We start from the raw sequence: 26,311 nt of genomic DNA on the forward strand, positions 1-26,311 counted from the left end.
CGACCACCTTCTTGATTGCAAATGTAAACCGTCTCAGCCGCCGATGTGGGACATCTCGACCTTCTGGCGGGGCGTCGCCTCGTGCCGCTCCTCCGAGTAGCGGTCCCGCCGACCCTCCCAGACGTCCCGCAGGGTCGCGAACAGCGCCTCGTCGCTCGCCCCGGAGCGCAGCAGCGCGCGGAAGTCCGTGCCCTGCGACGCGAACAGGCAGGTGTACAGCGCACCCTGCGCGCTCAGACGCGCCCGCGTGCAGTCCCCGCAGAAGGGCGCCGTCACGCTGGAGATCAGGCCGACCTCGTGGCCCTCGGCGTCGCGGTAACGCGCCGCCACCTCGCCCCGGTAGTCGGGGTCCACGGGCTCGAAGCCGCCCCCGAGGCGGTCGAGCACCTCGCGCGAGGGCACCACCTGCTCCATGCGCCAGCCGTTGTGGTTCCCGACGTCCATGAACTCCACGAAGCGCAGCACGCTCCGACCCCGGAAGTACGTCCACAGCGCGCGTAACTGCTCCTCGTTCACGCCGCGCTGTACCACCGTGTTCACCTTCACCGGCAGTCCCGCGAGGGCCGCCGCCTCGATGCCTTCGAGCACCTTCGAGGGCGACACGCCGAGCCCGTTCATCCGACCGAATACCTCCGGGTCGAGCGCGTCGAGACTCACCGTTACCCGCCGCAGCCCCGCCTCCCTCAGGGGCGCCGCGAGCTTCGGCAGCAGCAGGCCGTTGGTGGTCAGCGCGATGTCCTCCACGCCCTCGATGGCGCTCAGACGCGCCACGAGGTCCGGCAGGTCGCGGCGCAGCAGGGGCTCGCCGCCCGTGAGGCGCAGCTTGCGCACCCCGCCCCGCACGAAGACACGCGCGAGCCGCTCGATCTCCTCGAAGGACAGGATCTCGCTGCGCGGCAGGAAGGCGTAGTCGGGGCCGAACACCTCCGCGGGCATGCAGTACGTGCACCGCAGGTTGCAGCGGTCGGTCACGGAGACGCGCAGGTCCCGCAGCTCTCGCCCGAGACGGTCCCTCAGTGCGGGGGTCACGCCTCCGTTATAGCGCGCGGACCGCCCGCGCTCTGCGCACCGGGTTGCACTGCCCCGCACACTCCAGGGACGGCTTCCCGGAGGAAGCCGTCCCTGGAGTGTGCGGGATCGGGTCAGGCCTGAACGGTGGTGCGGCGCGGGGCGGCCTTGGGATTCGCCGTCTCCTGGTTTGCGGCGGCGTACCCGGCCTGCGCCCCGAACTGCCAGGCCAGCCTGAGCATGAACAGAATGGCTTCGTCGTCGCCTCTGGCCATCAGGTCGCGCAGATGTTCCGGCAACCCTTCCGGCAGCGGCATGGTGCTCAGCTGCTCGCCGTACTCGGCGCGCAACCGCTCAAACCACTCGGCGTAGGGGTTCGTCATGCCTCAAGGTTAACACGACCACGCTCAAGGAATGTAAGTTTGGACGCCTCGGGCGGTGTTCCGAACGACAGGAGGGCGGGGGGCCAGGGCCCCCCGCCCTCCCGGTCCACGGCGCCTACGTCAGCTCCACGCTCGACGTGTCCGACAGCGTGAACGACAGCGTGCGCGGCACGCGCTTGCCACCACGGACGCTCGCGCGCAGCCCGATCAGGCAGTCCTGCAGACGCGTCTCCACGTCCTCGATGCGGACGTACTCGTCGATGACGCTGTGCTCCACCTCCGCGCGCGACAGCGTCGTGCCCGAACCGATCGACGTGAAGGGCCCCACGTACGCGTGCGTCAACGTGACGTTCTCGCCGATCATCACGGGCCCCACGATCACGCTGTCCGTCACGGTGCTGCCCGCCCCGATCACCACGCGCCCGCTGATGCGCGAGTTCGACACCTCGCCGTTCATGGAGGGCTCCAGATCTTCGAGCAGCAGCCGATTCGCGTCGATCAGGTCGAAGGGGCGGCCCGTGTCCTTCCACCAGCCCTGCACGCGGCGGCCCAGCACGGTGTGGCCGCCGTCGATGAGCGCCTGGATGGCGTCCGTGATCTCGTACTCGCCGCGCGCGCTCGGCGCGAGCGTCTCGAGCACGTCGAAGATCACGTTCCTGAAGCAGTACACGCCCGCCACCGCGAGATTCGACGGCGGCACCTTCGGCTTCTCCACGAGCCGCACGATGCGGTCCCCGTCGAGCTCCGCCACGCCGAAGGACGTGGGGTCGTCCACCTCCACGAGGGCGAGCAGCGCGTCCGCGCCGCGTTCGCGGAACATGTCCACGTAGGCCTTCACGCCCTGCTGGAACAGGTTGTCGCCGAGGTACACGCAGAAGTCGTCGCCCGCCACCCACTCCCGCGCGACCTTCACGGCGTTGCCGAGACCCAGCATCTGCGGCTGATTGATGAACGTCAGGCGGGCCTCCTTCTGACCGTCCACCGCCGCGCGGATCGCGTCGGACGTGAGGTCCGAGACGACGATGCCGATGTCCCGGATGCCCGCCGCGACGAGATGATCGATCGCGTGCTGCACGATGGGACGTCCCGCGAGCTTCAGCGCGGGTTTCGGCTGCGTATACGTGAGGGGACGCAGCCGCGTGCCCAGGCCGGCCGCCGGAATGATCGCCTTCACCGTTCACTCCAATACATCAGCATGAGGGTCTTCATCTGCCGTAGTTTATGCGTCCGGCCCGCGCCCGCTCTTCAGACTCCCTTCAACCGCCTCACGCACCGCCTCGCGCACCGCCTCCGTGGCGGACGCGCCCTCGCCCCGGTGGGCGCGCTCCACCGCGTCCAGCCACGCCTCGAAGCGCTCCCCGCGCCGCCGCACCACCACGTCCGGGAAGCCTGCCGCGTTCGCCGTCTCCACCAGGGCCTCGAAGTCCCCGCCCCCCGGCGCGAGCAGCCCGCCGCGCGCGAGCAGGTCGCGCAGGGCGGGCTCGCGCGCCTCCATCGTGCCGCCCCGCGCGAAGTACCGCGCGAGCGTCGACGCCCAGTCTCCCCGCGACGTGATGCCCGCCATCGCGGCGACCCCCTCGCGCAGCTCCAAGGCGTCCGGCTCGCGGTAGCGGTCCTCGTGGACCACCAGCGCGCGCGGCAGACGCGGACGCGAGCGGGGCTCCTCGTCCGGTACGCCCACCGCGAGGCCCGCGTACGGGAACACGCCCGGCGGCAGCGCGAGCCGCCCCGCGAGCCAGGGAAGCGCGCTCAGCACCCCGCCGATCCAGCAGCCCCGGTAGCCCAGCAGCTCGGCGGCGAGCAGCAGGTTCTGCCCGGCCAGCACCGCGTCCCCCACGGAGAAGTGCACCGCCGCCGCGGGCCAGTCGCCGAACTCGTATCCCGCGTCCTCCAGGATGACGCGCAGACGACGCAGGTCCGCGCACACCACGAACGCCTCGCTCGCCGTGGCGAGGTGCGGGTTGCGCGTCGCCTCCGCCGCCTCGCGCCGCAGGTCGGGATCCACGAGCCGCACGACGCTGTACATCTGTGCGGTCGCGTCGGTCGGGGCGCGCTGCGCGGCGTGCAGCAGCACGTCGAGATGCTCGGCGGGCATGCGGTGCTCCTTGAAGCGGCGCACCGTCCAGTGGGCGTCGAAGAACGCGCGGACCTCTTCGGGTGTCATGAGGAGAAGGTATCAGCCGTCAGCCGTCAGCCGTCAGTGATCCGTGACCGGAGGCGCGACGTCGCCCCTACCCCCGGCCCGACAGGAAACGACGTTTCCGTGAGCCGACCGCTGACCGCTGACCACTGACCGCTGACCGCTGAGAGCTGATACCTTCTCCCCATGAGCGTTCTCGACTTGTACCGCGAGGCCGGCGCGCTGCACGAGGGGCACTTCCTGCTCGCCTCCGGACGGCACTCCCCGATGTTCCTGCAGTCCACCACGGTGCTGCAGCACCCCCGTCTCGCCGAGCGCATCGGGCACGACCTCGCCGACGTCATCCGCGCGGCCGGGCTCGCGCCGTCGTTCGTGATCGGGCCCGCCATGGGCGGCGTCACCCTCGCGTACGAGGTCGCGCGGCACCTCGGGACGCGCGCCCTGTTCGCGGAGAAGGACGGCCGCGGCGGGATGCTCGTCCGCGAGGCCCTCGACATCGGGGAAGGGGAGACCTTCGTCGCGGTGGAGGACGTCCTGACGACGGGCGGCAGCGTCCTCAAGGCCGTAAGGGCCGCCGAGGCGCGCGGCGGGCGGGCGCTGGCGGTCGCGTGCATCGTGGACCGCCGCAAGGAGGAGGGGCCCCTCCAGGGCTACCCCCTGCTGGCCCTGGAGCGCCTCTACTTCGAGACGTACGCCCCCGACGACCTGCCGGACTGGCTCGCCGCGCGGCCCCTGCGCGAGATCTGAGGCGTGACCCCCGACCTTCCGCGCGCCCTGCGGCCCGCCCTCGTCGTCGCGACCGAGGCGGAGGCCGCGCCCCTGCGTGACTTCGGCGTGCCCGTCGCGGTGAGCGGCATCGGCGCGGTGAACGCCGCGCTCGCCACGACCGAACTGATCGCGAGCGAGCGGGCGGACCTCGTCGTGAACGTCGGCATCGCGGGCGCCTACGACCGCGCGGGCCTGCGCCCGGGCGACCTCGTCGTGGCGTCCGAGGTGATCTACGGGGCGCTCGGCGCGGTGGACGGCGCGCGCTTCCTGCCCCTCGACGAGCTCGGCTTCCCGCTCCTGCCGGGCCTCTTCAATCGCCTGCCCGTCTGGACGGGGTCGGAGGCGCTCGCCCGCGCGCTCGGCGCGGCGTTCGGGCCCGTCGTGACGGTCGAGACCGTCACGGGGGACGCGGGGGCCGCGCGGGTCCTGCAGGACCGCTGGCCCGGCGCGCTCGCCGAGGGCATGGAGGGCGCGGGCGCCGCGCACGCGGCCCTGCGGCTCGGCGTGCCCTGCGTGGAGCTGCGCGGCGTCTCCAACGCCGTCGGACCGCGCGACCGCTCCTCCTGGGAGATCGGGGGGGCGCTGCGCGCCGTCCGTGGCGCACTCAGAACCTGGCTCACATGAGCTTCATGAGCGTCGTCTTGCGGAACTTCGTAGCCATCACGCCCGCCGCTCGGGCATAGTTGAGGCACTCGGCGGCCCCCGGGCCGTCCCTTTCAAGGAGCCCCATGACCCGAACCTTCTACCCCGTGATCCTCGCCGGAGGCAGCGGCGAACGTTTCTGGCCGCTGTCGCGCCGCGCCAAACCCAAGCAGTTCCTCACCCTCGACGACACCGGACGCAGCCTCCTGCAGGCCACCGCCGACCGCCTGTGCACCATCACCGGCGGCCTCGACACCGTCTTCGTCGTCACCGGCAACGAGCACCGCTCCCTCGTCCTCGAACAGCTGCCCGACCTCCCGCTCGAGAACCTCCTCGTGGAGCCCACGGGCCGCGACACCGCGCCCGCCGTGCTCTACGCCGCGCTGCGCGTCCACCAGTTCGACCCCGAGGGCGTCATGGGCATCTTCGCCAGCGACCACCGGATCGACCACCTCGGCACCTTCGTGGACGTCATCGCCCGCGCCCGCGCCAGCGCCGAGAAGTACGCCTCCATCGTCACGCTCGGCATCCAGCCGACCTTCCCCTCCACAGGCTACGGCTACATCCAGCGCGGCCCCGAGGTCGAGGGCGGCGAGCACCCCGTGTACGGCGTGAACCGCTTCGCGGAGAAGCCCGACGCCGCCACCGCCGAGGCCTTCCTCGCGAACGGCACGTACTGCTGGAACTCCGGCATGTTCGTCTTCACGGTGGACACCATCCTGGACGCCTACCGCACCCACCAGCCCGACCTCTACGCCCGCCTGGAGGCCGCCGTGCGGCAGCGTGGCGCGATCCGTGAGGTCTTCCCGACGCTGGAGAAGATCAGCATCGACTACGCCATCCTGGAGCACGCCCGCAACGTCCAGGTGATCCCTGCCGACCTCGGCTGGGACGACCTCGGCGACTGGAACGCCCTGGAGCGTCTCCTGCGAGGCGACGGCGACAACGTCACCGTCGGGAGGCACGTGGGCCTCGACACGGGCGGCACCATCCTCTACACCACCAACGGCAACGACCTCATCGCCACCATCGGCCTGGAGGACGTCGTCATCGTCCGCACCGAGGAGGTCACGCTCGTCGTCCGCAAGGACCGCACGCAGGACATCAAGAAGGTCGTGCAGCAGCTCAAGGCCCACCCGGAGCTCGAACGCTTCGCGTGAGCGCGCTCCATGAGCGCGTGAGGGTCGGGGCTCGCGCGCCTCACCGGCGCATTTGATAAGTTGGGGAACAGGCGTGGGCCACGTGACGCCCACGCGTCCCCTTCCCGGTGACCGGCGTGGACGAAGGCTCCGCCAACCCCCTCGTCATGAGCGAATTCACCGATCAACGTCCAGAGGTCAACCCCGCGCCCCACGCACGTGCGGACGTCTCCCGAACGACGCAGGCCCTCCCGCAGGGCCTCGCCCTCTTCCTGAGCGACGTGCTGGGCGCCCTGCTGACGTACCTGCTCGTCAACGCCGCCATGAGCTGGATCGGCAACCCACCCCTCGCGCGCGGCTACGCCTACGTCTGGCTGGTCATCTGGCTGTTGCTGCGCGCCCAGCAGGGCATGTACCCCGGCTACGGTCACGCTCCCCACACCGAACTGCGCCACCACACCCTCACCACCATCCAGGCCGCGCTCGCGCAGTTCGCCGTCACCTACGCCGTCCACGACTTCGACCGCAGCCGCATCGGCCTCGGCCTGCTCTGGCTGCTGCTCTACTTCGTGTCCCTGCCGCTGCGCTACCTCACCCGCTCCGTCCTGATCCGCCTCGGGCACTTCGGTCGGCCCGTCAGCATCATCGGCGGCGGCAAGACCGGCGACATCACCGTCCACTACCTCCTCCAGCACCCCTCCTACGGGCTGCGTCCCGTCGCCGTGTACGACGACAACCCCGAGCTGATCGGCGCGACGCTGCACGGCGTGCCGATCGTCGGCAACCTGCAGGAAGCCGTCACCAGCCCGCGTGCGCTCCACGCCATCATCAGCATCCCCGGCGCGCGCGCCAACGTGCAGCGCGACATCATCAACGCGGTGCGCGCCACCTACGTCATCACCTGGGCCACCCCGGACTTCTTCGGCGTGCCCAACCAGGCCCTGATCCCCCGCACCATCGGCACGCACGCCAGCCTGGAGATCCGCAACAACCTGCGCAGCCACCGCTCCCGCTTCGTCAAACGTCTCATCGACGTCGTCGCGGGCGTGCTGATCCTCGTGCTGATCACGCCGCTGCTGCTGCTGATCGCGCTCGCCATCCGGCTCGACAGCAGGGGTCCGGTGATCTACCGGGCGCGGCGGGTGGGACGCGAGGGCCGGGACTTCGCGTGCCTGAAGTTCCGCACGATGCACCAGGACGCGGAACGCAAGCTGGGCGCGCTGCTCGACGCGCGGCCGGACCTGCGCGAGGAGTTCGAGGCGACGCACAAGCTGCGGGACGATCCGCGCATCACGCGGGTGGGAGCGATCCTGCGCCGCACGAGTCTGGACGAGCTGCCGCAACTGCTGAACGTGCTGACGGGGGAGATGAGCCTGGTGGGACCGCGTCCCATCGTGAACGCGGAGATCGCGAAGTACGGGGAGATCTACCGGCACTTCACGCAGGTACGGCCCGGAATGACGGGGTACTGGCAGGTGAACGGACGGAGTGACACGAGCTACGACGAGCGGGTGGAGATGGACAACTTCTACATCACCAACTGGACGCCGTGGCTGGACCTCGTTATCCTCGTCCAGACCGTGCGGGTCGTCCTCAAGGGCAAAGGAGCGTACTGAGTGAACGAGCATCCCCATGCTGGAGCCGTGATCGTTGAACCGATGGCGGTCGTCAAGACGGACCGGATCGGTCGAGGATCGAGAATCGCCAGCTTCGCCTACGTCAGCGAGGACGTGACGATCGGCGAGAACGTCGTCATTCACCCGCATGTCGTGATCTACCCCGGCGTCCATATCGGCAATGGCGTGGAGATCTTTCCGTCGGCCGTCGTCGGCAAGGAACCCAAGGGGGTCGGTGCCCTCGCGAGACCGCTCACGTTCGAGCGAGAGGTGCGCATAGGCGATCACTGCTCCGTCGGGCCACACGCCGTGATCTACTGCGACGTGCATGTCGGACCCCGCAGTCTGATCGGGGACGGCGCCTCGATCCGCGAACAGTGCCGGCTCGGCGAGCGGACCGTCGTCGGACGGCACGTCACGCTCAACTACAACACCATCGTGGGCAGCCGGACAAAGATCATGGACCACGCGTGGCTGGCAGGCAACATGACCGTGGGAGACGACGTCTTCATCTCGGGAGGCGTCATGACCGCCAACGACAACGCCATCGGTCGGGCGGGCTACAGCGAGGACGAGGTGCGTGGCCCGACGATCGAGAATGGCGCGGCGATCGGCGCGGCCGCCGTCCTCCTGCCCCGCGTCACCGTCGGACGTGGCGCGATCGTCGCCGCGAACGCCGTCGTGACCCGCGACGTCGAGGAGGCCACGCTGGTCGTCGGCATTCCTGCGGCCTACGTCCGCCACCTCACCGGACCCCAGGGTGAGCAGTGACACGCCGCGGGGCGTGGCCGTCCCGTGCAGGCCCGGTACCAGGATGGCCTGACGGGTCAAGGCAACAAAGCCGAGGTTATTCGTGAGCATAGAGAACGTCACCATCATCCAGTTCCCCAAGATCGCCGACGCGCGCGGCAACCTGACGTTCGTGGAGAACAACCGGCACATCCCCTTCGAGGTCAGGCGGGTGTTCTACATCTACGACATTCCCAGCGGCGTGAGTCGTGGTGCGCACGCACACCGTCAATTGCAGCAGGTCATCGTTCCCATGTCGGGCGCCCTCGACGTGGAACTCGACGACGGCGAGCAGCAGAAGACGGTCCACCTCAACCGGCCCTGGCTGGGACTCTACATTCCCCCCATGATCTGGGCGTCGGAAGGCAACTTCGATCCCGGCACCGTCTACATGGTCCTGACCAGCGACTACTACGACGAGTCCGACTACTTCCGCGAGTACGCGGACTTCAAGGAAGCTCTGAGACGATGAACGTTCCCTTTCTGAATGTCGGCGCGACCTACACCAGCCTGCGCGGTGAGCTCGACGAGGCGACCGCGCGCGTGCTCGCGAGCGGCTGGTACCTGCTGGGCCGCGAACTCGAGGCCTTCGAGCAGGAGTACGCCCGCTACGTGGGCGCCCGGTTCTGTGTGGGCGTCGCCAACGGCCTCGACGCACTCCAGCTCTCCCTGCGCGCGCGCGGCATCGGCCCCGGAGACGAGGTCATCGTCCCCAGCAACACCTACATCGCCACCTGGCTCGCCGTGACCCAGGTCGGCGCGACCCCCGTTCCCGTCGAGCCCGACGAGGACACCTACAACATCGACCCGGCGCGGATCGAGGCCGCCGTCACCGCGCGGACGCGCGCCGTCCTGCCCGTCCACCTCTACGGCCAGCCCGCGAACATGACCGCCATCGTCGAGATCGCCCGGCGGCACGGCCTGTTCGTCCTCGACGACGCGGCGCAGGCGCACGGCGCGCGGGTGGACGGGCAGCGGGTCGGGTCCGTCGGCGATGCCACCGCCTGGAGCTTCTACCCCGGCAAGAACCTCGGAGCCTTCGGCGACGGAGGCGCGATCACCACGAACGACGAGGAACTCGCCACGCGTCTGCGCGTCCTGCGCAACTACGGCTCCCGCGTCAAGTACGTGAACGACGTGCAGGGCTACAACAGCCGCCTCGACGAGATCCAGGCCGCCGTCCTGCGTGTGAAGCTCGCGCACCTCGACGCATGGAACGCGAGGCGCGCGCAGATCGCGGCGCGCTACCTCGACGCCCTGCGGGGCACCGATCTGGTTCTGCCTGTCGTCGCGGACGGCATGGAGCCCGTCTGGCACCTGTTCGTGGTCCGCACGCGGCAGCGCGGGCAGCTCCAGCGGCAGCTGCAGGAACGCGGCGTGCAGACGCTCATCCACTACCCGATCCCGCCGCACCTGCAGGAGGCGTACGCGTCGCTCGGGCTTCCGAAAGGCACGTTCCCCATCTCCGAACGTGTTCACGACGAGGTCCTGAGCCTCCCCATGGACCCTCACATGACGGACGAGCAGGTCGAGTACGTGATCGCGCAGACGCTCGACGCCCTCAGGGGTCAGCTGCAGGGCAAGTGAACCGCATCCTGCGGGCGACCGCCAGCCTCGGCGCGAGCTCGCTCGTGACCATCGCCCTGAGCACGCTGAGGTACAAATTCATCGCGCTCGACCTCGGTGCGAACGGCCTGGGACTCCTCGGCCTGCTCTCCACCGCGCTGTCCACGCTGCTGGTCCTGTTCGGCCTCGGCCTCGGCAACGCCGGCATCCGCTTCATCGCCGTCAGCAAGGACGAGGACGAGGACGTCGCCCGAGCCCGGCGGCATGGGCTGCTGTGGGGCAGCGCGGCGCTGTCACTGCTCGGCGCGCTCGCCGTGGCCGGCGCGGCGCCGCTGATCGGCCCACACCTGCTTCCGGGCACATCGTCAACTCAGCTGACGCTCTGGCTCGCCGTGACGCTGGGCGTCTCGATCCTCGCAGCCGGGGTGCTCGCGCTGCTCAACGGGCTGGAGCGCCTGTCGCTCGTCGCACGGGCCAACGCGCTCGGGGCGCTGCTGGGCACGGCCGTCTTCCTCGGTCTGCTCTGGGCCCTGCCTGGACAGGCGCTCGCGGCGGCCTTCGTCGCGCCGCCGCTGTTCACGCTGCTCGTGGCGCTCGTGTACGCCGCCCCGTACGTCCGGGGACGCAGCGCGCCCCGCGAGGCGTGGATCGCGCTCGTTCCCATGATCCGTCTCGGCGTGCCCTTCGCGCTGAGCCTGCTCGCGGGCACGGCCGCGCAGTACGCGTCAAGGCTGCTGGTCGAGCGCAGGCTCGGGCTGGAGGAGGTGGGGCACATGCAGGCCGCGTGGACGGTCGCGAACGTCTACCTCGGCTTCGTCCTCGGGGCGATGGGAAGCGAGTACTTCCCGCGGCTCAGCCGCGCCGCCGCCCAGGTGACCCAGCTCAACGTCATGGTCCGTCAGCAGATCCGCCTGGTCCTCCTGCTCGGCGGTCCCGTCCTGCTGCTGCTGATCGCGTTCGCGCCCCTGATCATCGGAGTGCTGTACGCGCCCTCGTTCGCCTCGGCGGTCACGGTGCTGCGCTGGCAGGCGGTCGGCGATCTGGCCAAGCTCGTCTCGTGGGCCGTGGCCTTCGTGCTGCTCGCCCGCGAGAACAGGAGGGCGTACCTGGTCGTCGAACTGCTCTGGAGCGCGGTCTTCCTGGGCGCGCTGGCCGTCCTCGTCGCGCCCTTCGGACTTCAGGCGGTCGGCCTGGCCTACCTCCTGGCCTACCTCGCGTACATGATCGCCACGCTCGTCGCCTGCCGTGCCGAGACGGGGTTCGCACTCGACGCGCGCGCCACGACGTTCGTGGTGGGCGCGGCCGCCTGCGCCGTCCTGAACTGGTGGCTCGCCGGATTAGGACTCGTCGGTCAGCTCGCCGGGGCGCTCGTGGCGGTCGGCCTGCTGGTCGCCGGACTCTCCCTGTTCGGGTGGTGGGGAGGGGTGCGTCAGGTGGTCGCCCGCGGGAGAATCCCTGGAGCGCGGGTTCCCGCGTCGAAGGAGTGATCGCGGCCACGCGCTATGCTCGGTCCGTGAATCGTCCGTGTGAACGGCGCTCCTCTCACTCAGGCCCGGGGCGTGCCCGGCGCGCGCGACCCTGACCCTCGACATGAAAAGCGTCCTCCGTCGTCGACTCGGCCGCGTCCTGGAATCACGGGTGCTGCGCGACAGCTCGTGGATGCTGGCGGCGCTCGCCGCCAAGTCCGTCCTTCAGCTCGTCGCGTTCGTGCTGCTCGCGCGGCAGCTCGGCCCGCAGGCCTTCGGGACCTTCTCGTCGGCCCTGGCCCTCGCCGCGCTGCTGTCCCCCCTCGTGGAACTCGGCGGGTACAGCCTCATCGTTCGTGACGTCTCCCGGCAGGTTCCTCCGGCCCGCGCGCTCGGCAACAGCCTGATCGTCCTGCTGACGAACGTCCCCCTGGGGCTGCTGATCGTCCTCGGCGTGGCGTTCGTCGCGCTTCCCGGCGTGCCCTGGACGACGCTGCTCCTCGTCGCGCTGGCCGAGCTGCTGTTCACCCGGGTCATCGTGCTCGTGAACGCCGTGTTCGTCGCGCAGTCCGCGCTGTGGTGCAACGCCGTCATCGAGGTGGTCGGAGGAGTCGTCCGGCTCGCGCTCGTCGTGTACCTCGCGCGGACCGGCGGCGATCTGGGCGCCTGGGTCGGCCTGTACCTGCTGCAGACGGCGCTGCTCTCCGTCGGCGCGCTCGTCTGGGCCGCGCGGTTGACGGGACGGCCCGTGGGCCGGTGGCGCGAGTGGCGCGACCGGCTCGGTCCGGGCGTGCACTTCGCGGTCGGCGGCATGGCGCAGAACGCCTACACCGACCTCGACAAGGCGATGCTGCCCCGGCTCGCCGATCTCGGCGCCGCTGGGATCTACAACAGCGCCTTCCGTTTCGTCATGGTGGCGTTCCTGCCGCTGAGCGCCCTGCTCGGCGCGCTGTACCCGCGCTTCTTCGAGGCGGGCCGGGAAGGGTACCCGGCCGCGCGACGTCTGGCCCTCAGGACGATGCCCCTCACGGCGGGGTACGGCCTGCTGGCGGGCGCCGCGCTGCTGCTCGGCGCCGCGTGGCTGCCCGCGCTGCTCGGGCCGGGCTTCGCGGAGACGGCGCCCGCGCTGCGCTGGCTGGCGGCGCTCCTGCTGATCCAGGGTCTGTACGCGCCCTTCGCGGACGCGCTCACGGGCAGCGGGCTTCAGCGCCTGCGCACCACCGGGCAGGTCGGCGCCCTGCTCCTCAACGCGCTGCTCAACTTCTGGCTCATTCCGCGCTACGGCTGGCTCGGCGCGGTCTGGTCGAGTCTGATCAGCCAGTCCTTTCTGCTGCTGGTCTGGGGGCTCTACTATGGCTTGCGCCCACCGGTCGCCACGACCTGACGGGCTGGGCGTCCCTTCCCGGAAGAGCGGACGAACCCGGAAAGCAGGACCCTGATGCATGTCGTATTCGTCGTTTCCAAGCCCTTCAGCCTCGCCTACGGCGGCATGGAGGTCCAGGTGCTCGAGACGCGTCGGTACCTTGAGCGTCTCGGCGTCCGTGTGACGCTGCTCGATGCCTTCGACCGGGACGCGCTGCGGGATGTGGACCTCGTCCACTTCTTCGGGCCGGAGTACGCGCACTGGCCCGTCGCGCGGATGCTCACGCAGCGCGGTCTGCCGTACGTCATCTCGACGGTGTTCTACGTCCGGGAGGCCCGCTGGCGCGGCGCGGTGAAGCGCGCCCTGACGCGGGTGCCGCACACAGAGTTCGCCTTCACCCGGCGGCTGTTCGAGCAGGCCGCGCGTCTCCTGCCGAACTCCCACGCGGAGGCCGAGCAGGTCCGGACGTACTGGGGACAGGACGGGGGCCGCATCCGGGTTGTTCCGAACGGTGTGCAGCCGCTGCCGTCCGAGGGTGGCCGCTTCCGCGCCCTTCACCTCGGCGGGTTCGTGCGGGACGATGAGCGCTTCCTGCTTGCCGTGGGACGTATCGACCGGCGCAAGAACACCCTCCGCCTCGTGGAGGCCGCGCTCCGCACCTCCTGGCCGCTCGTCCTGGTCGGTCCGACCACCGTTACCGACCCCGACGACGCCGCCTACGTGACGCGCGTGCTGGAGCTCGCAGCGCGTCACCCCGACCGGGTCCGGCACGTCGGCGCACTGCCCTCCGGGTCACCCGAACTGGGAGACGCGTACCGGGCCGCGCACGCGCACGCGCTGGTCAGCATCAACGAGACGACCGGCCTCGTCAGCCTGGAGGCCGGCCTCACCGGCGCGAACCTCGTCGTGGGCCGCTGCCCGCCCGTGGAGGAGTACTTCGGCGACCTCGCGTTCATCGCCGAGCCCACCGACCTCGACGACGTTGCCTGGGCGCTGGACCGCGCGATGCGGCTGCCACGCGACTTCCACGATCAGGCGCGGCGCATCCGCGAACGCTACTCGTGGGATCGCGTGGCGAGCGTCACCCTCGGCGTCTACCGCGAAGTCCTGGACGGAAATCCGTGAAGTTCTCGCTGGTGGTGGCCACCGTCGGACGCACCCTGGAGCTCGAACGGCTGCTGCGTTCGCTCGCCGGGCAGGTCGAGCGGTCCTTCGAGGTGATCGTCGTGGATCAGAATGCCGACGACCGGCTCGGGGACCTGCCGGTCCGCTGGGCGGGGAGGCTCGACGTCGTGCACGTCAGGGCGGAGGCGCGCGGCGCGTCCGCCGCGCGCAACCTCGGCGCCCGGCTCGCGCGGGGCGCCGTGGTGAGCTTCCCGGACGACGACTGCTGGTACGCCCCGGACGTCCTCCGCCTCGCGGCGCGCCTCATGGAGGCGCGCCACGTGGCCTTCGTGTGCGGCGCCGCGACGGACCCGCGCGGACGCTTCGTGGTGGGACGCTTCACGGACCGCGCGGTGCCCGTCACGACCCGGAACGTCTGGACGACCAGCATCGAGTTCGCGACGTTCATCCGCGCTGACGCCTTCGTGCGGGCCGGAGGGTTCGACGAACGGCTCGGGCCCGGCGCCGACAGTCCCTTCCAGTGCCACGAGATCGACGATCTGCTCCTGCGTCTGCTGCGGCTCGGCATGCGCGGTCACTACGACCCGGGGCTGGCCGTCTTCCACCCCGACACGGACGACGCGGACGTCGACCGGCGCGTGGCGCGCGCGCGGCGCTACGCGCCGGGCCTGGGCGCCGTCGTCCGCAAGAACCGGCTCGGTGGGAGTGTCCTGCTCCGTTTCCTCCTTCGCTCCCTCGGCGGCGTGGCCGTCTCGCTCGCTCGTGGACGCCTGACCGACGCGAGGGTCCACGCCGTCACCCTCCGTTACCGCCTTCGTGGCTGGCTGACGTCCCGAGGCCTCCTGAATGAACACACCGACACGGCTTCTCGTCGATGACCGCTGGAGCGGTCAGCACGGCATCGCCCGCTTCTCACGGGAGGTGCTGGCGCGCCTCGGCCCGAGCGGCGCCATCTCGGCCGTTCCCCTGATGCACCCCGCCGAACCCGTGCTGCTCGGCCTGGAGCTGACTCGGCGTCGCCCGGACGTGTACTTCTCGCCGGGCTTCACGCCGCCCCTATGGTCACCCGTCCCGTTCGTGTTCACCATCCACGACCTCATCCACCTCGACGTGCCCGAGGAGTCCTCGCGCGGGAAGCGGCTGTACTACGATCTCGTCGTCCGACCTGCCGCGCGGCGCGCGGCGCGCGTGCTCACCGTCTCCGAGTTCTCCCGACGCCGCATCGTCGAGTGGGCGGGCGTTCCCGGAAAGCGGGTGGTGAACGTCGGGAACGGCGTCGGGGAAGCCTACACGCCCGAGGGCGCGCGGCACGAGCCCGGCTACCCGTACCTGCTGTACGTCGGGAACCGCAAGCCGCACAAGAACGTGCCGCGCCTCGTCGAGGCGTTCGCGCGCCTCGACGTTCCCGATCTGCGGCTCGTGCTGTCCGGCGGTCCGGACGACGACACGCGGCACCTCGCGCTGCGCCTCGGCGTGCTCGACCGCGTCGTGTTCGCCGGACTCATCCCGGAAGTCGACCTGCCCGCGTACTACCGTGGCGCGGTCGCGCTGGCCTACCCGACGCTGTACGAGGGCTTCGGCCTGCCCGCCCTGGAGGCGATGGCGTGCGGAACGCCGGTCGTGACGTCGAACCGCACGTCGCTTCCGGAGGTGGTGGGGGACGCGGCCCTGCTCGTCGATCCAGAGGACGTCGAAGTCATCGTGGCCGCCCTGACGCGCGTCGTCGCGGACTTCGCCCTGAGGACGGCCCTCGCCTCGCGCGGGTTGGCGCGTTCGCGGTTATTCTCCTGGGACCGCACTGCCGCCCTCGTGGCGCGGGTGCTGGAGGAGGCTTCGACCACACCATGAACACCGCCGTCGTTCACGAATGGCTGACCACCCACGCCGGGTCGGAGAAGGTCGTCGAGGAGATCCTCGAAGTGCTCCCGGACGCGGACCTGTTCGCCCTCATCCACGACCCCCAGGGCATGCGCGGCACCCGGCTGGAGGGCCGCCGCGTCACGACGTCCGCGCTCGACCGCTTTCCGGGCGCGGCGCGGCGCTACCGCAGCCTGCTCCCGCTGATGCCCTTCGCGGTGGAGCAGTTCGACCTGAGCGACTACGACGTGATCGTGTCGAGCAGTCACGCCGTCTCCAAGGGCGTGCTCGTCGGCGCGGGGCAGCTGCACCTCAGCTACGTGCACTCGCCCATCAGGTACGCCTGGGACCTGTACCACCAGTACCTGCGCGAGTCCGGCCTTCAGCGCGGCCCGAAGGGTCTGCTGGCGCAGCTGGTGCTGCACTACGTCCGCATCTGGGACAGCACCACCGCGAACCGGGTGGACGTCTTCCTCGCCAATTCCCGCTACGTCGCCGGGCGGGTCTGGCGGACCTACCGACGTCCGGCGCGGGTGCTGTACCCGCCCGTGGACGTGGACCGCTTCGACCCGACGCGGCCCCGCGAGGACTTCTACCTGACGCTGTCGCGAATGGTGCCGTACAAGAAGATCGACCTGATCGTCGAGACGTTCACGCGCCTCGGGCGGCCCCTCGTGGTGATCGGGGACGGCCCGGACCGCGCGAAGGTGGAGGCGCTGGCCGGGCCGAACGTGATCCTGCTGGGCCGTCAGCCCGACGAGGTCGTCGCGGACCTGATGAGCCGATGCCGCGCCTTCGTCTTCGCCGCCGACGAGGACTTCGGCATCACGCCCGTGGAGGCGCAGGCGGCGGGCGCGCCCGTCGTCGCCTACGGCAAGGGCGGCGTGCTCGAAAGCGTCGTCGCGAACCGCACGGGCGTCTTCTTCGGGCAGCAGCACCCCGAGAGCCTCGGGCGCGCCGTGGAACTCTTCGAGTCGCTGCCTCCCATGGACGCGCGGTCCGTTCGCGAGAACGCCGAGCGGTTCGGCGCGGGGCGGTTCAGGCGCGAGTTCGAGGAGGTCCTCGACGTCGCGTGGACCGCGAAGCGCGAGGGCCGCGACCCCGAGCGGGCCGTGCTGGCACTGGAGGAAGCGTGAGGATCCTGCTGACCGGAGGAACCGGACGACTCGGAACCGAGCTCCGGGCGCTCCTGCCCGACCTGATCGCGCCGCGCAGCGCCGAGCTCGACGTGCGCGACCTCGCCTCCGTGAGGGGCGCGGTGGAGCGCGAGCGGCCCGACCTCATCGTGCACGCCGCCGCCTACACCGACGTTTCCGGAGCGGAGCGCGACCGGCGGGCCTGCTGGGACGTGAACGTGACCGGCACCCGTCACGTCGCGCGCGCCGCGCGGGAGGCGGGCGCCCGTCTGCTGCACGTCAGCACCGACTACGTCTTCGACGGCGAGCGGGGCGGCTACCGCGAGGACGACCCGCCCGGGCCGCCCGTCAACTACTACGCGCTGACGAAGCTCGTCGCGGAGGAGGCGGCCCGCGCCGCCGACCGGCACCTCGTCCTGCGCACGTCGTTCAGGCCGCGCGAATGGCCGTACCCCGTCGCCTTCTCGGACGTGTACACCAGCCAGGATTACGTGGACGTCATCGCGCCCGACGTCGCCCGCATCATCGTGGGCATCGAGCGGGTGCCGTTCGAGACGCTGCACGTCGCCACGGAACGCAAGAGCGTGTTCGAGCTGGCCCGGCGCCGCCGCCCCGACGTCCGCCCCGGCTCGCGCACCGAGGCGAACGTGCGGTTGCCGTCCGACGTGTCGCTCGACGTCTCACGCTGGCAGGACCTGCGCGGGCGTCTCTGAGCTCAGACGGTCGGTGTGCGCGTCCAGCCGCTCCGCGCGAGCGCCACGCCGACCGTCACCCAGAACAGCTCCGCGAAGTGCGGGCTGGGCAGCGTCGTCACGACGTCCACGACGTTCATGGCCATGAATCCCCAGAAGATGGCGAGCAGCAGCCCGTCGCGTACGCGCCACGTCGCGACCGCGCCCAGCGCGAACAGGGCCAGCAGACCCGCCGTGCCGATCACGCCCGTCTCGGCGAGGCTGTGCAGCACCACGTTGTGCGCCGTGGACCACACCCCCCGGAAGCGGTCCACCCAGGCCGGGCAGTGGACCCCGGCGTCCTCCAGGGCGGGGGAGAGCTGACAGCGGTCCCGCACGAGGAAGGTGAGGAACCGCCCGGCCAGGTAGGGGCCCTGCCCGCCGACGGGGGACGCGCGGAAGGCGCGGATGGCACCCTGCCAGACCTCGTCGCGGCCGCTGAGGGTGGTCGAGGTGAGGTTGGTGTCCGGCGCGCCGCCCTCCACGGGCAGGCTCGCACGCAGGTTCGGCACGACGCCCACGGCGAGCACGCCCGTGAGGACCACGAGGCCGAGGGCGCGCAGGAAGCGCAGGTTGCCCGCCAGCACCGCCGCGAGCGACCCCACGGCCAGCGCCACCAGCGCACCCCGACTGCCGCTCGCGAGGAGCGTGGCGACGGCGAGCGCGCCCGCCGGGAAGCGCCACCACGGCGACGCGCCCTTCCACGACACGATGATCAGCAGCGACACGGAGGCCAGCAGGCCGAGCGACACGAAGTAGTACAGCGGATGTGACAGGCGTCCCGCCGGGCCGAGCGAGGGCCCGACCGTCGCGAGGGTGAACGCCCACGCCGTGACGAACACCACCAGATGCCCCCACAGCAGCGGCCGCAGCCAGCGCCCGTCACCCAGCCACACGCCCGCCGCGATCATCGCGAGCAGCAGGATCGCCCGGGCGAGCGCCAGAGGCACGGACAGCAGCGGATCGGGCGTGAACAGCGCGGCCAGCACCTGCGTGACGACGTAGCCGCCCAGCACCAGGCGGACGGTGCGGTCGAGCCCTCGAAGCGCGCCCAGCCTGGCCAGCGCCGCCACGTACAGGAGCGGCAGGACGGGAACGAGCGCGATCAGCCACGCGAGACGACGGGGATGACGGACGGACGGCTCGGTGGGAACGGGGGCGGACACGCAGGCAGTATAGGTGCCCTTCGCGGACCCCCGCAGGGTGAGACGCGTAGTCGTCGTGGACGCACGTCATCACGCTCGCCCGCCGCGCCTCCGGTACAATATTTCCTTGATGCGAGGTGAAGCCCACCTTCACGTCGGCGTCCCGATCGAAGCGGTCGATGTGACGCGGCCCACCAGTCCTCGCTCATGGAAGGAACCACTCGACCCATGAAGAACATTCTCGTGACGGGCGGCTGCGGGTTCATCGGCAGCAACTTCGTCCGCTACTGGCTCTCCGAGCACGACTCGAACATCGTCATCCTCGACAAGCTCACCTACGCGGGGCGGCGGGAGAACCTCCAGGATCTCTGGCAGGACCCCCGTCTCACCCTCGTCGTCGGCGACATCGTCGATCAGGAGCTCGTGCGCCGCACCTGCCGCGACCACCACGTCGACCTGATCGTCAACTTCGCCGCCGAGACCCACGTGGATCAGAGCATCCTCGGGCCGCTCGTCTTCACCGACACCAACGTCCGCGGCACCCACGTCCTGCTCGAAGTCGCCCGCGAGCTCGGGCTGCGCCTCCACCACATCAGCACCGACGAGGTCTACGGCCACATCCCCGACGGGCACCAGAGCGTCGAGACCGACCCGCTGTCCCCACGCAGTCCCTACGCCGCGAGCAAGGCCGCCGCCGACCAGCTCGTGCAGGCCTATCACATCACGTACGGCATGCCGGTCACCATCACGCGCGGCGCGAACAACGTCGGCCCGTACCAGTACCCGGAGAAGGCCGTGCCGCTCTTCAGCACCAACGCCATCCTCGGCGAGCCCATCCCCGTGTACGGCGACGGCCTGCAGATGCGCGACTACGCGCACGTCCACGACCACTGCACGGGCATCGAGGCGGCGCTGCTGCACGGCCGTCCCGGTGAGGTGTACAACGTCGGCACGGGCCGCGAGATGACCAACCTCGAGATGGTGGACATCGTGCTCGCCACGCTCGGCAAGGGCCGCGACCTCGTGCGGCACGTCACGGACCGTCCCGGCCACGACCGCCGCTACAGCATGAACGTGGACAAGCTGCGCGCGCTCGGCTGGCATCCCCGCTTCGACCCGCGCGAGGCCGTCGCGGAGGCTGCCCGCTGGTACGCGGAGAACCGCGCGTGGTGGGAGCCCATCCGCAGTGGCGAGTTCCGCGCGTACTACGACCGCCAGTACGCCGAGCGGCTCGCGGGCGCCGGGCAGGACGCATGACCCGGCGCGGCATCATCCTCGCGGGCGGGTCGGGCACGCGGCTGTACCCGGCCACGCTCTCCGTCAGCAAGCAGCTGCTGCCGGTGTACGACAAGCCGATGATCTACTACCCGCTGAGCACCCTGATGCTGGGCGGCATCCGGGAGATCCTGATCATCAGCACGCCCGAGGACACCCCGCGCTTCCGTCAGCTGCTCGGCGACGGCTCGCAGTGGGGTCTCTCGCTGGAGTACGCGGTGCAGCCCCGCCCCGATGGGCTGGCGCAGGCCTTCGTGATCGGCGCGGACTTCGTGCGGGGGCATGACAGCGCCCTGATCCTCGGCGACAACATCTACTACGGGCATGACCTCGTGCCGAAGCTGCGCGCCGCCAATGCGAAGACGGACGGCGCCACCGTGTTCGCCTACCCCGTCCGGGACCCCGAGCGGTACGGCGTCGTCGAGTTCGATCAGGCGGGCCGGGCGCTCAGCATCGAGGAGAAGCCCGCGAAGCCGAAGTCGAGCTTCGCCGTGACGGGCCTGTACTACTACGACGCGCGCGTCGTGGACATCGTGAAGGACATCACGCCGAGCGCGCGGGGCGAGCTGGAGATCACGGACGTGAACAACGCCTACCTGCGTGATGGGCTGCTGGACGTTCAGGTGATGGGCCGCGGCTTCGCGTGGCTGGACACGGGCACGCACGAGAGCCTGCTGGAGGCGAGCGCGTTCATCCAGACGATCGAGCACCGGCAGGGCCTCAAGGTCGCCTGCCCGGAGGAGATCGCGTGGCGGCAGGGCTGGATCAGCACCGAGGACGTGATGGCCCAGGCGCGCCGCCTGTCCAAGAACCAGTACGGCCAGTACCTGCTGCGCATCTGCGAGGAGACCTTCCCGTTCACGAACGTTCCCGAAGGGCTGGGGATGCTGTGAAGGTCGAACTTGCCAACGAGTACGCGCGCGCCCTGACCTTCGAGACGTACCCGGCGGCACCCGCCATCGACGGCGTGTGGACGCACGCGCTGCGCAAGAACCGCAGCGAGAACGGCGCGTTCATGGAGTACCTGCGCCTCGACGAGGAGGGGGTGCAGCACCTGCCGGGCGCGCTCGTTCCGCGTCAGATCAGCGTGTCGTGGGCCGCGCCGGGACGGGTGAACGCCTTCCACATCCACGTGAAGGACGTGCAGAACGAGATCTGGTGCGTGCTGTCCGGTCAGCTGGTGGTGTGGCTGGTGGACTGCCGCGCGGACTCACCGACCGTGGGCGTGAAACGCAAGCTGGTCCTCTCGGGGGAGCAGCCGACGCTGGTGTTCATCCCGTCGGGCGTGGCGCACGGGTACCAGGCGGGTCACGAGGGCGCGACGCTGCTCTACAGCATGGACGCGCAGTTCGACCTCGCCGATCCGAATGAGGGCCGCCTTCCGTGGGATTTCTTCGGTGCGGACCTCTGGGCGGAGGACCGCGGATGACATGGGCGGCTGGTTGGCGGTTCGGCGACGACCGTCGAGGTGATCGGGCTTCTGCCGACTGCGGGAGTGGTCCGAAACGAAGTGGTGGCGCCCTCTTGACGAAGAAGAAAGGTTAGGAGGAGGCAGTTCCATGCGAATCGTCATACCGATCTTCGGGTTCGCGCGTGCCGGTGGTTTTCGGGTGATCTCCCATCTCGCGACCGAGTGGACCCGATCCGGTCATGAGGTTGTCATCGCCTGTCATGACAGCAGCGGGCCGTGCTATTACCCTACCGAGGCGAAAATCATATGGTACGACGATCACGGAAATGTCGTCGATGCCGACCGGGACCGTCCGGATGAATTCTCCATGTTGCGAGCATCCATAGGAATGAGTCGACTGCTAAAAACGAAGTTCGTCGAATTTGACATCATTCTGGCGACTCATTCTATGACGGCATGGCCGATCGCGATGACGTTCATGCCCGCCAGGAAGTACTATTACGTTCAGGCCTTCGAACCAGAGTACTACATGCCTCGACGCTCGCTCAAACAGTTCATTTTGTTCGTCCTGGCTTACTGTAGTTACTGGCTGCCCCTCAGACGCATCGTGAATTCCGAGACCTACCGACGGTACCGGAACCTTCGTTCGTCGGACGTCGTGCCGCCGGGATTGGACCTGAACGTCTTCGCACCGCGCCCTCGGGAATCGGTCCACGAGTTCTCCGTGGGATTCATCAGCCGAGTCGAACCCTCCAAGGGAACGCGCTACGCCGTCGAAGCGATCAGGCGGCTTCGCAGGCAGGGAACGAGCTTCCGTTGCCGGGCGGCGCTCGGTTACGGCCTTTCCCCCGAGCAGATCGCCGAGCTGGGCATCGAGGTCGTGGAGATCGCCAGCGACGTGGAGCTTGCGGCGTTCTACCGTTCGCTCGACGTCCTGCTCGCCCCGGGCATCGATCAGATCGGCGCGCCGCATTATCCGGTGATGGAAGCCATGGCCTCGGGCGTCGCGGTGGTGTCGACGGGACATGCACCTGCCGATGAAGGCAACGCCTGGATCGTACCGGTCCGGGACGCGGACGCACTCGTGCAGGCGGTCCTCACCATCCACGCACAACCCGAGAGGGCGCGTGAAAAGGCTCAGCGTGGGCTCATCGACATCGCGAGCTACGACTGGGTCAGCATTGCGGATCGGTTCCTTCGGCGGTTCACGGTCCAGGCCGATCGGAAGGCCGTGACCCGTGCCTGACGTGGTGAAGTCGGGCGCACCGTGCGAATCGGGCGACGACGCGAACCGTGAGGTGCATGCCGTGGTCGTGACCTACCATCCCGAAGAGCGCCTGGAGGACGTTCTGCGGGCGCTTGCCGGGCAGGTCGGGCGGGTCTGGGTGATCGACAACGGGTCGCCCCGGACGTACGACACACTGTTCGCACGGCTCGCGGACATACCCGCGGTCCGTGTCATCCGGTACGCGGAGAACAGGGGGATCGCCGCGGCGATCAACGATGGAGCCCACAGGGCCCACGCCTCCGGAGCACGTCGAATGGTGACGTTCGATCAGGACAGTGTCGTTCCCTCGCAGTTCGTGGAGACGCTGTCGTGCATCCCGTCCGAGTTCGAGGCGGGACGTGTGGCCATGTGGGTTCCTGAGGTCGTGCATGCCGGGACAGGAGACCCCTACCGTATCGACAAGGCAGCCCGTGAAGGGACGCGACCGGTCAGGTTTGCCATCACGTCCGGCGCCCTCGTGGACCTCGACGTCTTCGAGCAGTTGGGCGGGATGTGGGAGGATCTGTTCATCGACTTCGTGGACTTCGATTACTGCATTCGATTGCGGCAGGCGGGCTTCAGCATCCTCCAGTCTTCCGACGCTCGTCTTCCTCATGAAATAGGCCGTCAATCAAGGCACCGTGTGGGGCCACTGAACATCGTGACAACGAATCATGCCGCTGTTCGCCGCTATTACAAGCACCGCAACTTCCTTTTGCTGGCCCGACGGTACTGGCGGACAGAACGTCCCTGGTTGATACGCAGTCTGGTCGGTTTGCTGCTCGATCCACTCAAGATCGTCTTCTTCGAGCGGCAGAAACACCAGAAGGTCAGCGCGATCCTGCGGGGTTGGATGGACGGTCTGCGGGGACGTGTCGGGAAGGTGCGCGGCGGATGAGCGGCCCTCACGGACGTTTTCGCGGAGGATCATCAACGCGACGTGAGGCCAGGTCCTCGTCGGTCGGAGTCCTTGGATGAACCGTACGGCGTCCTCAGAACGCGGGTTGAACGCGCCAAATCGCCGTCGCGGGCTGAGACACAGTGAGGTCATCGTCCTCTTGCTGGTCGGACTTTACCTGTTCGTGGCGTGCGTCGTGTTCGGTTTTCTGCCCCCCCTCCCACAGGGATCGACGTCCGGACATCAGTTCTACCGGATCTGGGCCGACACGCTGACCTACCGTGAGTATGCCGAGGCGGGCGGTAGAACACTGGTGTCCCTGGGGGGGAACTATCTTGGGCCGGTTGTCCTCTATCGCGCTCTGGGGTTGAACGACACACTGGTATTTCTGTTCAATATCTTCACCTTCACAACCATCATATTCATGATCTTTAAGCTTTACCGTCAATATTTTGTTGGCTTAACAATATTTTTTATCCTGAACCCCATCACTTTTTTGAGCCTCCTCTACCTCAATAAGGAGTTGGTGGCGCTTCTGTCGGTACTCCTGCTGGGTTCGTATCTGACAAAGAATAGAAAGTTGTATCTTTTTTTGTCGCTTTTCCTGGCTCTTTATGTGAGGTGGCAGCAGATACTTGTTGTTCTTGCATTTCTACCTCTTGCAAGATTCTACAAGAACGAGGTTGTTCGTCAAAGGCTTATATTAGTGATGGTCGCTATCGTTGTTACGATCAATTTCTTGTATCCTAGTTATGTTGGCAGGTACGTTGGCCAATTTGAATCGCAAGCAGTGAATGATTCGAACATAACGAAGCTATTGCTCAATCTTCAATCCCACTACTTGTTTATTCTTGCCTATCCTTTTAAAATTGCCTTGAATATTTTCGGTAATCCAATCAGCGGAGTAAAGTTTCTGCGGGATATCCCTGAACATCGTGATATATATAACTCTGGAATCATTCTCATGCAGATCATGTCAATTTTTATTTTTGCCACATTTGCACTGGGCCGGGTACGAAGATACACGCAGTTTATGGCATTCGGCCTGTTTTACGCGACGGTGTTTTCAATTTCGCCATTCATACAGGCAAGATACTTCTACCCTATACTCCCGATTCTTTATATAGCTCTGCTTGACAGGAGTATATTCAAGTTCTACGTCAGATGGAGGAGCAACCGTGTCCAATCAAGATAACATCAGTGTGTGCATGGCGACCTACAACGGCATGCGGTACATCAAACCACAGGTCGAGTCGATTCTGGCGCAACTGGCCGACGACGACGAACTCGTTGTCGTCGACGACGGTTCGAGCGACGGCACCCCGGACTGGGTCGAGGGCCTCGGAGATTCCCGGATTCGAGTGCACCGCAACGAACAGAACCTCGGCCCCGTACGGACCTTCGAGCGGGCGCTGGGGCTCGCCCGGGGTGTCCTCGTCTTCTTCGCCGATCAGGACGACGTGTGGATGCCCGACAAGGTCGAGGCGTTCCGGGAAGTGCTGAAGCGCGAACGCGTCGCCGCCCTCGTGTCCGACGCGACGGTCGTGGACGGGGACGGCAACGAACTCCTGCCGTCGTTCTTCGCCCACCGGCGCAGCGGACCCGGTCTTGTGCGTAACTTCGTCCGGAACTCCTACCTGGGATGCTGTATGGTCGTCCGGGCGGAAATGAAGCCCATGCTGCTTCCCTTTCCACCCGGCGTCGTCCAGCACGACGAATGGATCGGCCTCGCCTGCGAGGTCGTCGGCGGCGTCCGTTTCGTGCCCCGACCGCTCATCCAGTACCGCCGGCACGGCGCCAACGCCTCCGCCTTCTCTCGACTTCCGCTGCGGATCGTCGCCCGGAACCGAACTCGAATGCTGATCGCCCTGCTCGGGCGACTTCCACGCCTGCTCTCCGCACGGAGGGCCTGGAGAACGACATGACCACCACCAAGAAGGCACTGATCACCGGCATCACCGGGCAGGACGGCAGCTACCTCACCGAACTGCTCCTCGACAAGGGCTACGAGGTCCACGGCATCATCCGCCGCGCCAGCAGCTTCAACACCGACCGCATCGACCACCTCTACCAGGACCCCCACCAACAGGACGCCCGCCTCTTCCTCCACTACGGCGACCTCAGCGACAGCTCCGCCCTCCGCACCCTCATCGAGAAACTCCAGCCTCACGAGATCTACAACCTCGGCGCCCAATCCCACGTCAAGGTCAGCTACGACCAGGCCGAATACACCGCCGACATCACCGGTCTCGGGACGCTGCGCCTCCTCGAAGCCATCCGCGACCTCAGCGAACGCACCGGTCATCACACCCGCTACTACCAGGCCAGCAGCAGCGAGATGTTCGGCGCCGCCAAGCCCCCCCAGGGCCTGAGCACCCCCTTCCACCCCCGCAGTCCCTACGCCGTCGCCAAGGTCTACAGCTACTGGCAGACGGTCAACCACCGCGAAGCCTACGACCTGTACGCCTGCAACGGCATCCTGTTCAACCACGAAAGCCCGAGGCGTGGCGAGACCTTCGTGACGCGCAAGATCACCCGCGCCGTCGGCCGCATCAAGATGGGCCTCCAGCACAAGCTGTACCTGGG

27 protein-coding genes are annotated in these 26,311 nt (G+C 68.5%); 22 read left to right on the forward strand and 5 right to left on the reverse strand.

Annotated features, from left to right (window positions below):
* Positions 1-33: 33 nt before the first annotated feature.
* The 4 genes from moaA to DEIPI_RS0118155 form a co-directional block, all read right to left on the reverse strand.
* The gene (gene moaA / locus DEIPI_RS0118140; protein WP_027482698.1) at positions 34-1,029 is read right to left on the reverse strand and encodes a GTP 3',8-cyclase MoaA; all 996 of its coding nucleotides are present in this window, start codon (positions 1,027-1,029) and stop codon (positions 34-36) included.
* A gap of 113 nt (positions 1,030-1,142) precedes the next feature.
* Positions 1,143-1,391, reverse strand: coding sequence for a hypothetical protein (locus tag DEIPI_RS0118145; protein ID WP_027482699.1), 249 nt, complete (start codon positions 1,389-1,391; stop codon positions 1,143-1,145).
* Positions 1,392-1,506: 115 nt separating this feature from the next.
* Positions 1,507-2,565, reverse strand: coding sequence for a glucose-1-phosphate thymidylyltransferase (locus DEIPI_RS0118150; RefSeq protein ID WP_027482700.1), 1,059 nt, complete (start codon positions 2,563-2,565; stop codon positions 1,507-1,509).
* A gap of 45 nt (positions 2,566-2,610) precedes the next feature.
* Positions 2,611-3,555: a nitroreductase family protein gene (locus DEIPI_RS0118155; RefSeq protein WP_027482701.1), complete on the reverse strand. Its 945-nt coding sequence runs from the start codon at positions 3,553-3,555 to the stop codon at positions 2,611-2,613.
* 162 nt (positions 3,556-3,717) lie between these two features.
* On the opposite strand from DEIPI_RS0118155, the gene pyrE reads away from it, so the two are divergent.
* The 14 genes from pyrE (at position 3,718) to DEIPI_RS0118230 (ending at position 17,711) form a co-directional block, all read left to right on the forward strand.
* Positions 3,718-4,278, forward strand: a complete 561-nt coding sequence (gene pyrE / locus DEIPI_RS0118160) for an orotate phosphoribosyltransferase (protein WP_027482702.1) — start codon at positions 3,718-3,720, stop codon at positions 4,276-4,278.
* Between the two features lie 3 nt (positions 4,279-4,281).
* A complete protein-coding gene (mqnB, locus tag DEIPI_RS0118165) occupies positions 4,282-4,923 on the forward strand; it encodes a futalosine hydrolase (protein WP_245588596.1) in 642 nt (213 codons plus the stop codon).
* 104 nt (positions 4,924-5,027) lie between these two features.
* Positions 5,028-6,101: a mannose-1-phosphate guanylyltransferase gene (locus tag DEIPI_RS0118175; protein WP_027482704.1), complete on the forward strand. Its 1,074-nt coding sequence runs from the start codon at positions 5,028-5,030 to the stop codon at positions 6,099-6,101.
* A gap of 116 nt (positions 6,102-6,217) precedes the next feature.
* On the forward strand, positions 6,218-7,696 hold the full coding sequence (gene wbaP / locus DEIPI_RS0118180; protein ID WP_245588597.1) for an undecaprenyl-phosphate galactose phosphotransferase WbaP: 1,479 nt from the start codon (positions 6,218-6,220) through the stop codon (positions 7,694-7,696).
* A gap of 27 nt (positions 7,697-7,723) precedes the next feature.
* Positions 7,724-8,467, forward strand: coding sequence for an acyltransferase (locus tag DEIPI_RS32430; protein ID WP_245588598.1), 744 nt, complete (start codon positions 7,724-7,726; stop codon positions 8,465-8,467).
* Between the two features lie 82 nt (positions 8,468-8,549).
* The gene (locus DEIPI_RS0118190) at positions 8,550-8,957 is read left to right on the forward strand and encodes a sugar 3,4-ketoisomerase (RefSeq protein ID WP_027482706.1); all 408 of its coding nucleotides are present in this window, start codon (positions 8,550-8,552) and stop codon (positions 8,955-8,957) included.
* A complete protein-coding gene (locus DEIPI_RS0118195) occupies positions 8,954-10,072 on the forward strand; it encodes a DegT/DnrJ/EryC1/StrS family aminotransferase (RefSeq protein WP_027482707.1) in 1,119 nt (372 codons plus the stop codon). The genes DEIPI_RS0118190 and DEIPI_RS0118195 overlap by 4 nt, the downstream gene beginning before the upstream one ends.
* Positions 10,069-11,538 (forward strand): oligosaccharide flippase family protein, encoded by a 1,470-nt coding sequence (locus DEIPI_RS0118200; RefSeq protein WP_027482708.1) that lies wholly within the window; start codon positions 10,069-10,071, stop codon positions 11,536-11,538. The genes DEIPI_RS0118195 and DEIPI_RS0118200 overlap by 4 nt, the downstream gene beginning before the upstream one ends.
* A 103-nt stretch (positions 11,539-11,641) precedes the next feature.
* Complete coding sequence (locus DEIPI_RS0118205; protein WP_027482709.1) at positions 11,642-12,901, forward strand: oligosaccharide flippase family protein; 1,260 nt, start codon at positions 11,642-11,644, stop codon at positions 12,899-12,901.
* Between the two features lie 54 nt (positions 12,902-12,955).
* Positions 12,956-14,005, forward strand: a complete 1,050-nt coding sequence (locus DEIPI_RS0118210) for a glycosyltransferase family 4 protein (protein WP_027482710.1) — start codon at positions 12,956-12,958, stop codon at positions 14,003-14,005.
* A complete protein-coding gene (locus DEIPI_RS0118215) occupies positions 14,002-14,883 on the forward strand; it encodes a glycosyltransferase (protein ID WP_027482711.1) in 882 nt (293 codons plus the stop codon). Before DEIPI_RS0118210 ends, DEIPI_RS0118215 begins: the two co-directional genes overlap by 4 nt.
* Positions 14,852-15,853 (forward strand): glycosyltransferase family 4 protein, encoded by a 1,002-nt coding sequence (locus DEIPI_RS0118220; RefSeq protein ID WP_027482712.1) that lies wholly within the window; start codon positions 14,852-14,854, stop codon positions 15,851-15,853. The genes DEIPI_RS0118215 and DEIPI_RS0118220 overlap by 32 nt, the downstream gene beginning before the upstream one ends.
* Positions 15,850-16,998, forward strand: coding sequence for a glycosyltransferase family 4 protein (locus DEIPI_RS41030; RefSeq protein ID WP_027482713.1), 1,149 nt, complete (start codon positions 15,850-15,852; stop codon positions 16,996-16,998). The genes DEIPI_RS0118220 and DEIPI_RS41030 overlap by 4 nt, the downstream gene beginning before the upstream one ends.
* Positions 16,995-17,711, forward strand: a complete 717-nt coding sequence (locus DEIPI_RS0118230) for an SDR family oxidoreductase (RefSeq protein WP_027482714.1) — start codon at positions 16,995-16,997, stop codon at positions 17,709-17,711. Before DEIPI_RS41030 ends, DEIPI_RS0118230 begins: the two co-directional genes overlap by 4 nt.
* A 2-nt stretch (positions 17,712-17,713) precedes the next feature.
* On the opposite strand, the gene DEIPI_RS32435 is transcribed toward DEIPI_RS0118230, so the two are convergent.
* Positions 17,714-18,895, reverse strand: a complete 1,182-nt coding sequence (locus tag DEIPI_RS32435; RefSeq protein WP_045234659.1) for an O-antigen ligase family protein — start codon at positions 18,893-18,895, stop codon at positions 17,714-17,716.
* Positions 18,896-19,102: 207 nt separating this feature from the next.
* Between DEIPI_RS32435 and rfbB the strand changes: the two genes are divergently transcribed.
* The 8 genes from rfbB to DEIPI_RS0118270 form a co-directional block, all read left to right on the forward strand.
* Positions 19,103-20,131 (forward strand): dTDP-glucose 4,6-dehydratase, encoded by a 1,029-nt coding sequence (gene rfbB, locus DEIPI_RS0118240; protein ID WP_027482715.1) that lies wholly within the window; start codon positions 19,103-19,105, stop codon positions 20,129-20,131.
* Entirely contained in the window at positions 20,128-21,042 is a 915-nt protein-coding gene (gene rfbA, locus DEIPI_RS32440) for a glucose-1-phosphate thymidylyltransferase RfbA (RefSeq protein WP_045234660.1), read from the forward strand. The genes rfbB and rfbA overlap by 4 nt, the downstream gene beginning before the upstream one ends.
* Entirely contained in the window at positions 21,039-21,578 is a 540-nt protein-coding gene (locus tag DEIPI_RS32445; RefSeq protein WP_027482716.1) for a dTDP-4-dehydrorhamnose 3,5-epimerase family protein, read from the forward strand. The genes rfbA and DEIPI_RS32445 overlap by 4 nt, the downstream gene beginning before the upstream one ends.
* A gap of 130 nt (positions 21,579-21,708) precedes the next feature.
* Positions 21,709-22,806: a glycosyltransferase family 4 protein gene (locus DEIPI_RS32450; protein ID WP_027482717.1), complete on the forward strand. Its 1,098-nt coding sequence runs from the start codon at positions 21,709-21,711 to the stop codon at positions 22,804-22,806.
* The gene (locus DEIPI_RS0118260; protein ID WP_027482718.1) at positions 22,799-23,725 is read left to right on the forward strand and encodes a glycosyltransferase family 2 protein; all 927 of its coding nucleotides are present in this window, start codon (positions 22,799-22,801) and stop codon (positions 23,723-23,725) included. Before DEIPI_RS32450 ends, DEIPI_RS0118260 begins: the two co-directional genes overlap by 8 nt.
* A gap of 76 nt (positions 23,726-23,801) precedes the next feature.
* Positions 23,802-24,920 (forward strand): hypothetical protein, encoded by a 1,119-nt coding sequence (locus DEIPI_RS38105; protein WP_157463783.1) that lies wholly within the window; start codon positions 23,802-23,804, stop codon positions 24,918-24,920.
* Positions 24,904-25,650 (forward strand): glycosyltransferase family 2 protein, encoded by a 747-nt coding sequence (locus tag DEIPI_RS32455; protein WP_157463784.1) that lies wholly within the window; start codon positions 24,904-24,906, stop codon positions 25,648-25,650. The genes DEIPI_RS38105 and DEIPI_RS32455 overlap by 17 nt, the downstream gene beginning before the upstream one ends.
* Positions 25,647-26,311 (forward strand): GDP-mannose 4,6-dehydratase (locus tag DEIPI_RS0118270; RefSeq protein WP_027482719.1); only part of this gene is annotated, 665 nt, incomplete at its 3' end. The genes DEIPI_RS32455 and DEIPI_RS0118270, both read left to right, overlap by 4 nt.

Source organism: Deinococcus pimensis DSM 21231 (genome assembly GCF_000519345.1).
Taxonomy (GTDB): domain Bacteria; phylum Deinococcota; class Deinococci; order Deinococcales; family Deinococcaceae; genus Deinococcus_A; species Deinococcus_A pimensis.

What these genes read in the sequence shown, in the direction of transcription:
- DEIPI_RS0118145 (WP_027482699.1), bottom strand. Translation starts at nt 1,391, where the DNA reads ATGACGAACCCCTACGCCGAGTGGTTTGAGCGGTTGCGCGCCGAGTAC.
- DEIPI_RS0118155 (WP_027482701.1), bottom strand. Translation starts at nt 3,555, where the DNA reads ATGACACCCGAAGAGGTCCGCGCGTTCTTCGACGCCCACTGGACGGTG.
- pyrE (WP_027482702.1), top strand. Translation starts at nt 3,718, where the DNA reads ATGAGCGTTCTCGACTTGTACCGCGAGGCCGGCGCGCTGCACGAGGGG.
- DEIPI_RS0118175 (WP_027482704.1), top strand. Translation starts at nt 5,028, where the DNA reads ATGACCCGAACCTTCTACCCCGTGATCCTCGCCGGAGGCAGCGGCGAA.
- DEIPI_RS0118195 (WP_027482707.1), top strand. Translation starts at nt 8,954, where the DNA reads ATGAACGTTCCCTTTCTGAATGTCGGCGCGACCTACACCAGCCTGCGC.
- DEIPI_RS0118205 (WP_027482709.1), top strand. Translation starts at nt 11,642, where the DNA reads ATGAAAAGCGTCCTCCGTCGTCGACTCGGCCGCGTCCTGGAATCACGG.
- DEIPI_RS0118210 (WP_027482710.1), top strand. Translation starts at nt 12,956, where the DNA reads ATGCATGTCGTATTCGTCGTTTCCAAGCCCTTCAGCCTCGCCTACGGC.
- DEIPI_RS0118220 (WP_027482712.1), top strand. Translation starts at nt 14,852, where the DNA reads ATGAACACACCGACACGGCTTCTCGTCGATGACCGCTGGAGCGGTCAG.
- DEIPI_RS41030 (WP_027482713.1), top strand. Translation starts at nt 15,850, where the DNA reads ATGAACACCGCCGTCGTTCACGAATGGCTGACCACCCACGCCGGGTCG.
- rfbB (WP_027482715.1), top strand. Translation starts at nt 19,103, where the DNA reads ATGAAGAACATTCTCGTGACGGGCGGCTGCGGGTTCATCGGCAGCAAC.
- rfbA (WP_045234660.1), top strand. Translation starts at nt 20,128, where the DNA reads ATGACCCGGCGCGGCATCATCCTCGCGGGCGGGTCGGGCACGCGGCTG.
- DEIPI_RS32450 (WP_027482717.1), top strand. Translation starts at nt 21,709, where the DNA reads ATGCGAATCGTCATACCGATCTTCGGGTTCGCGCGTGCCGGTGGTTTT.
- DEIPI_RS38105 (WP_157463783.1), top strand. Translation starts at nt 23,802, where the DNA reads ATGAACCGTACGGCGTCCTCAGAACGCGGGTTGAACGCGCCAAATCGC.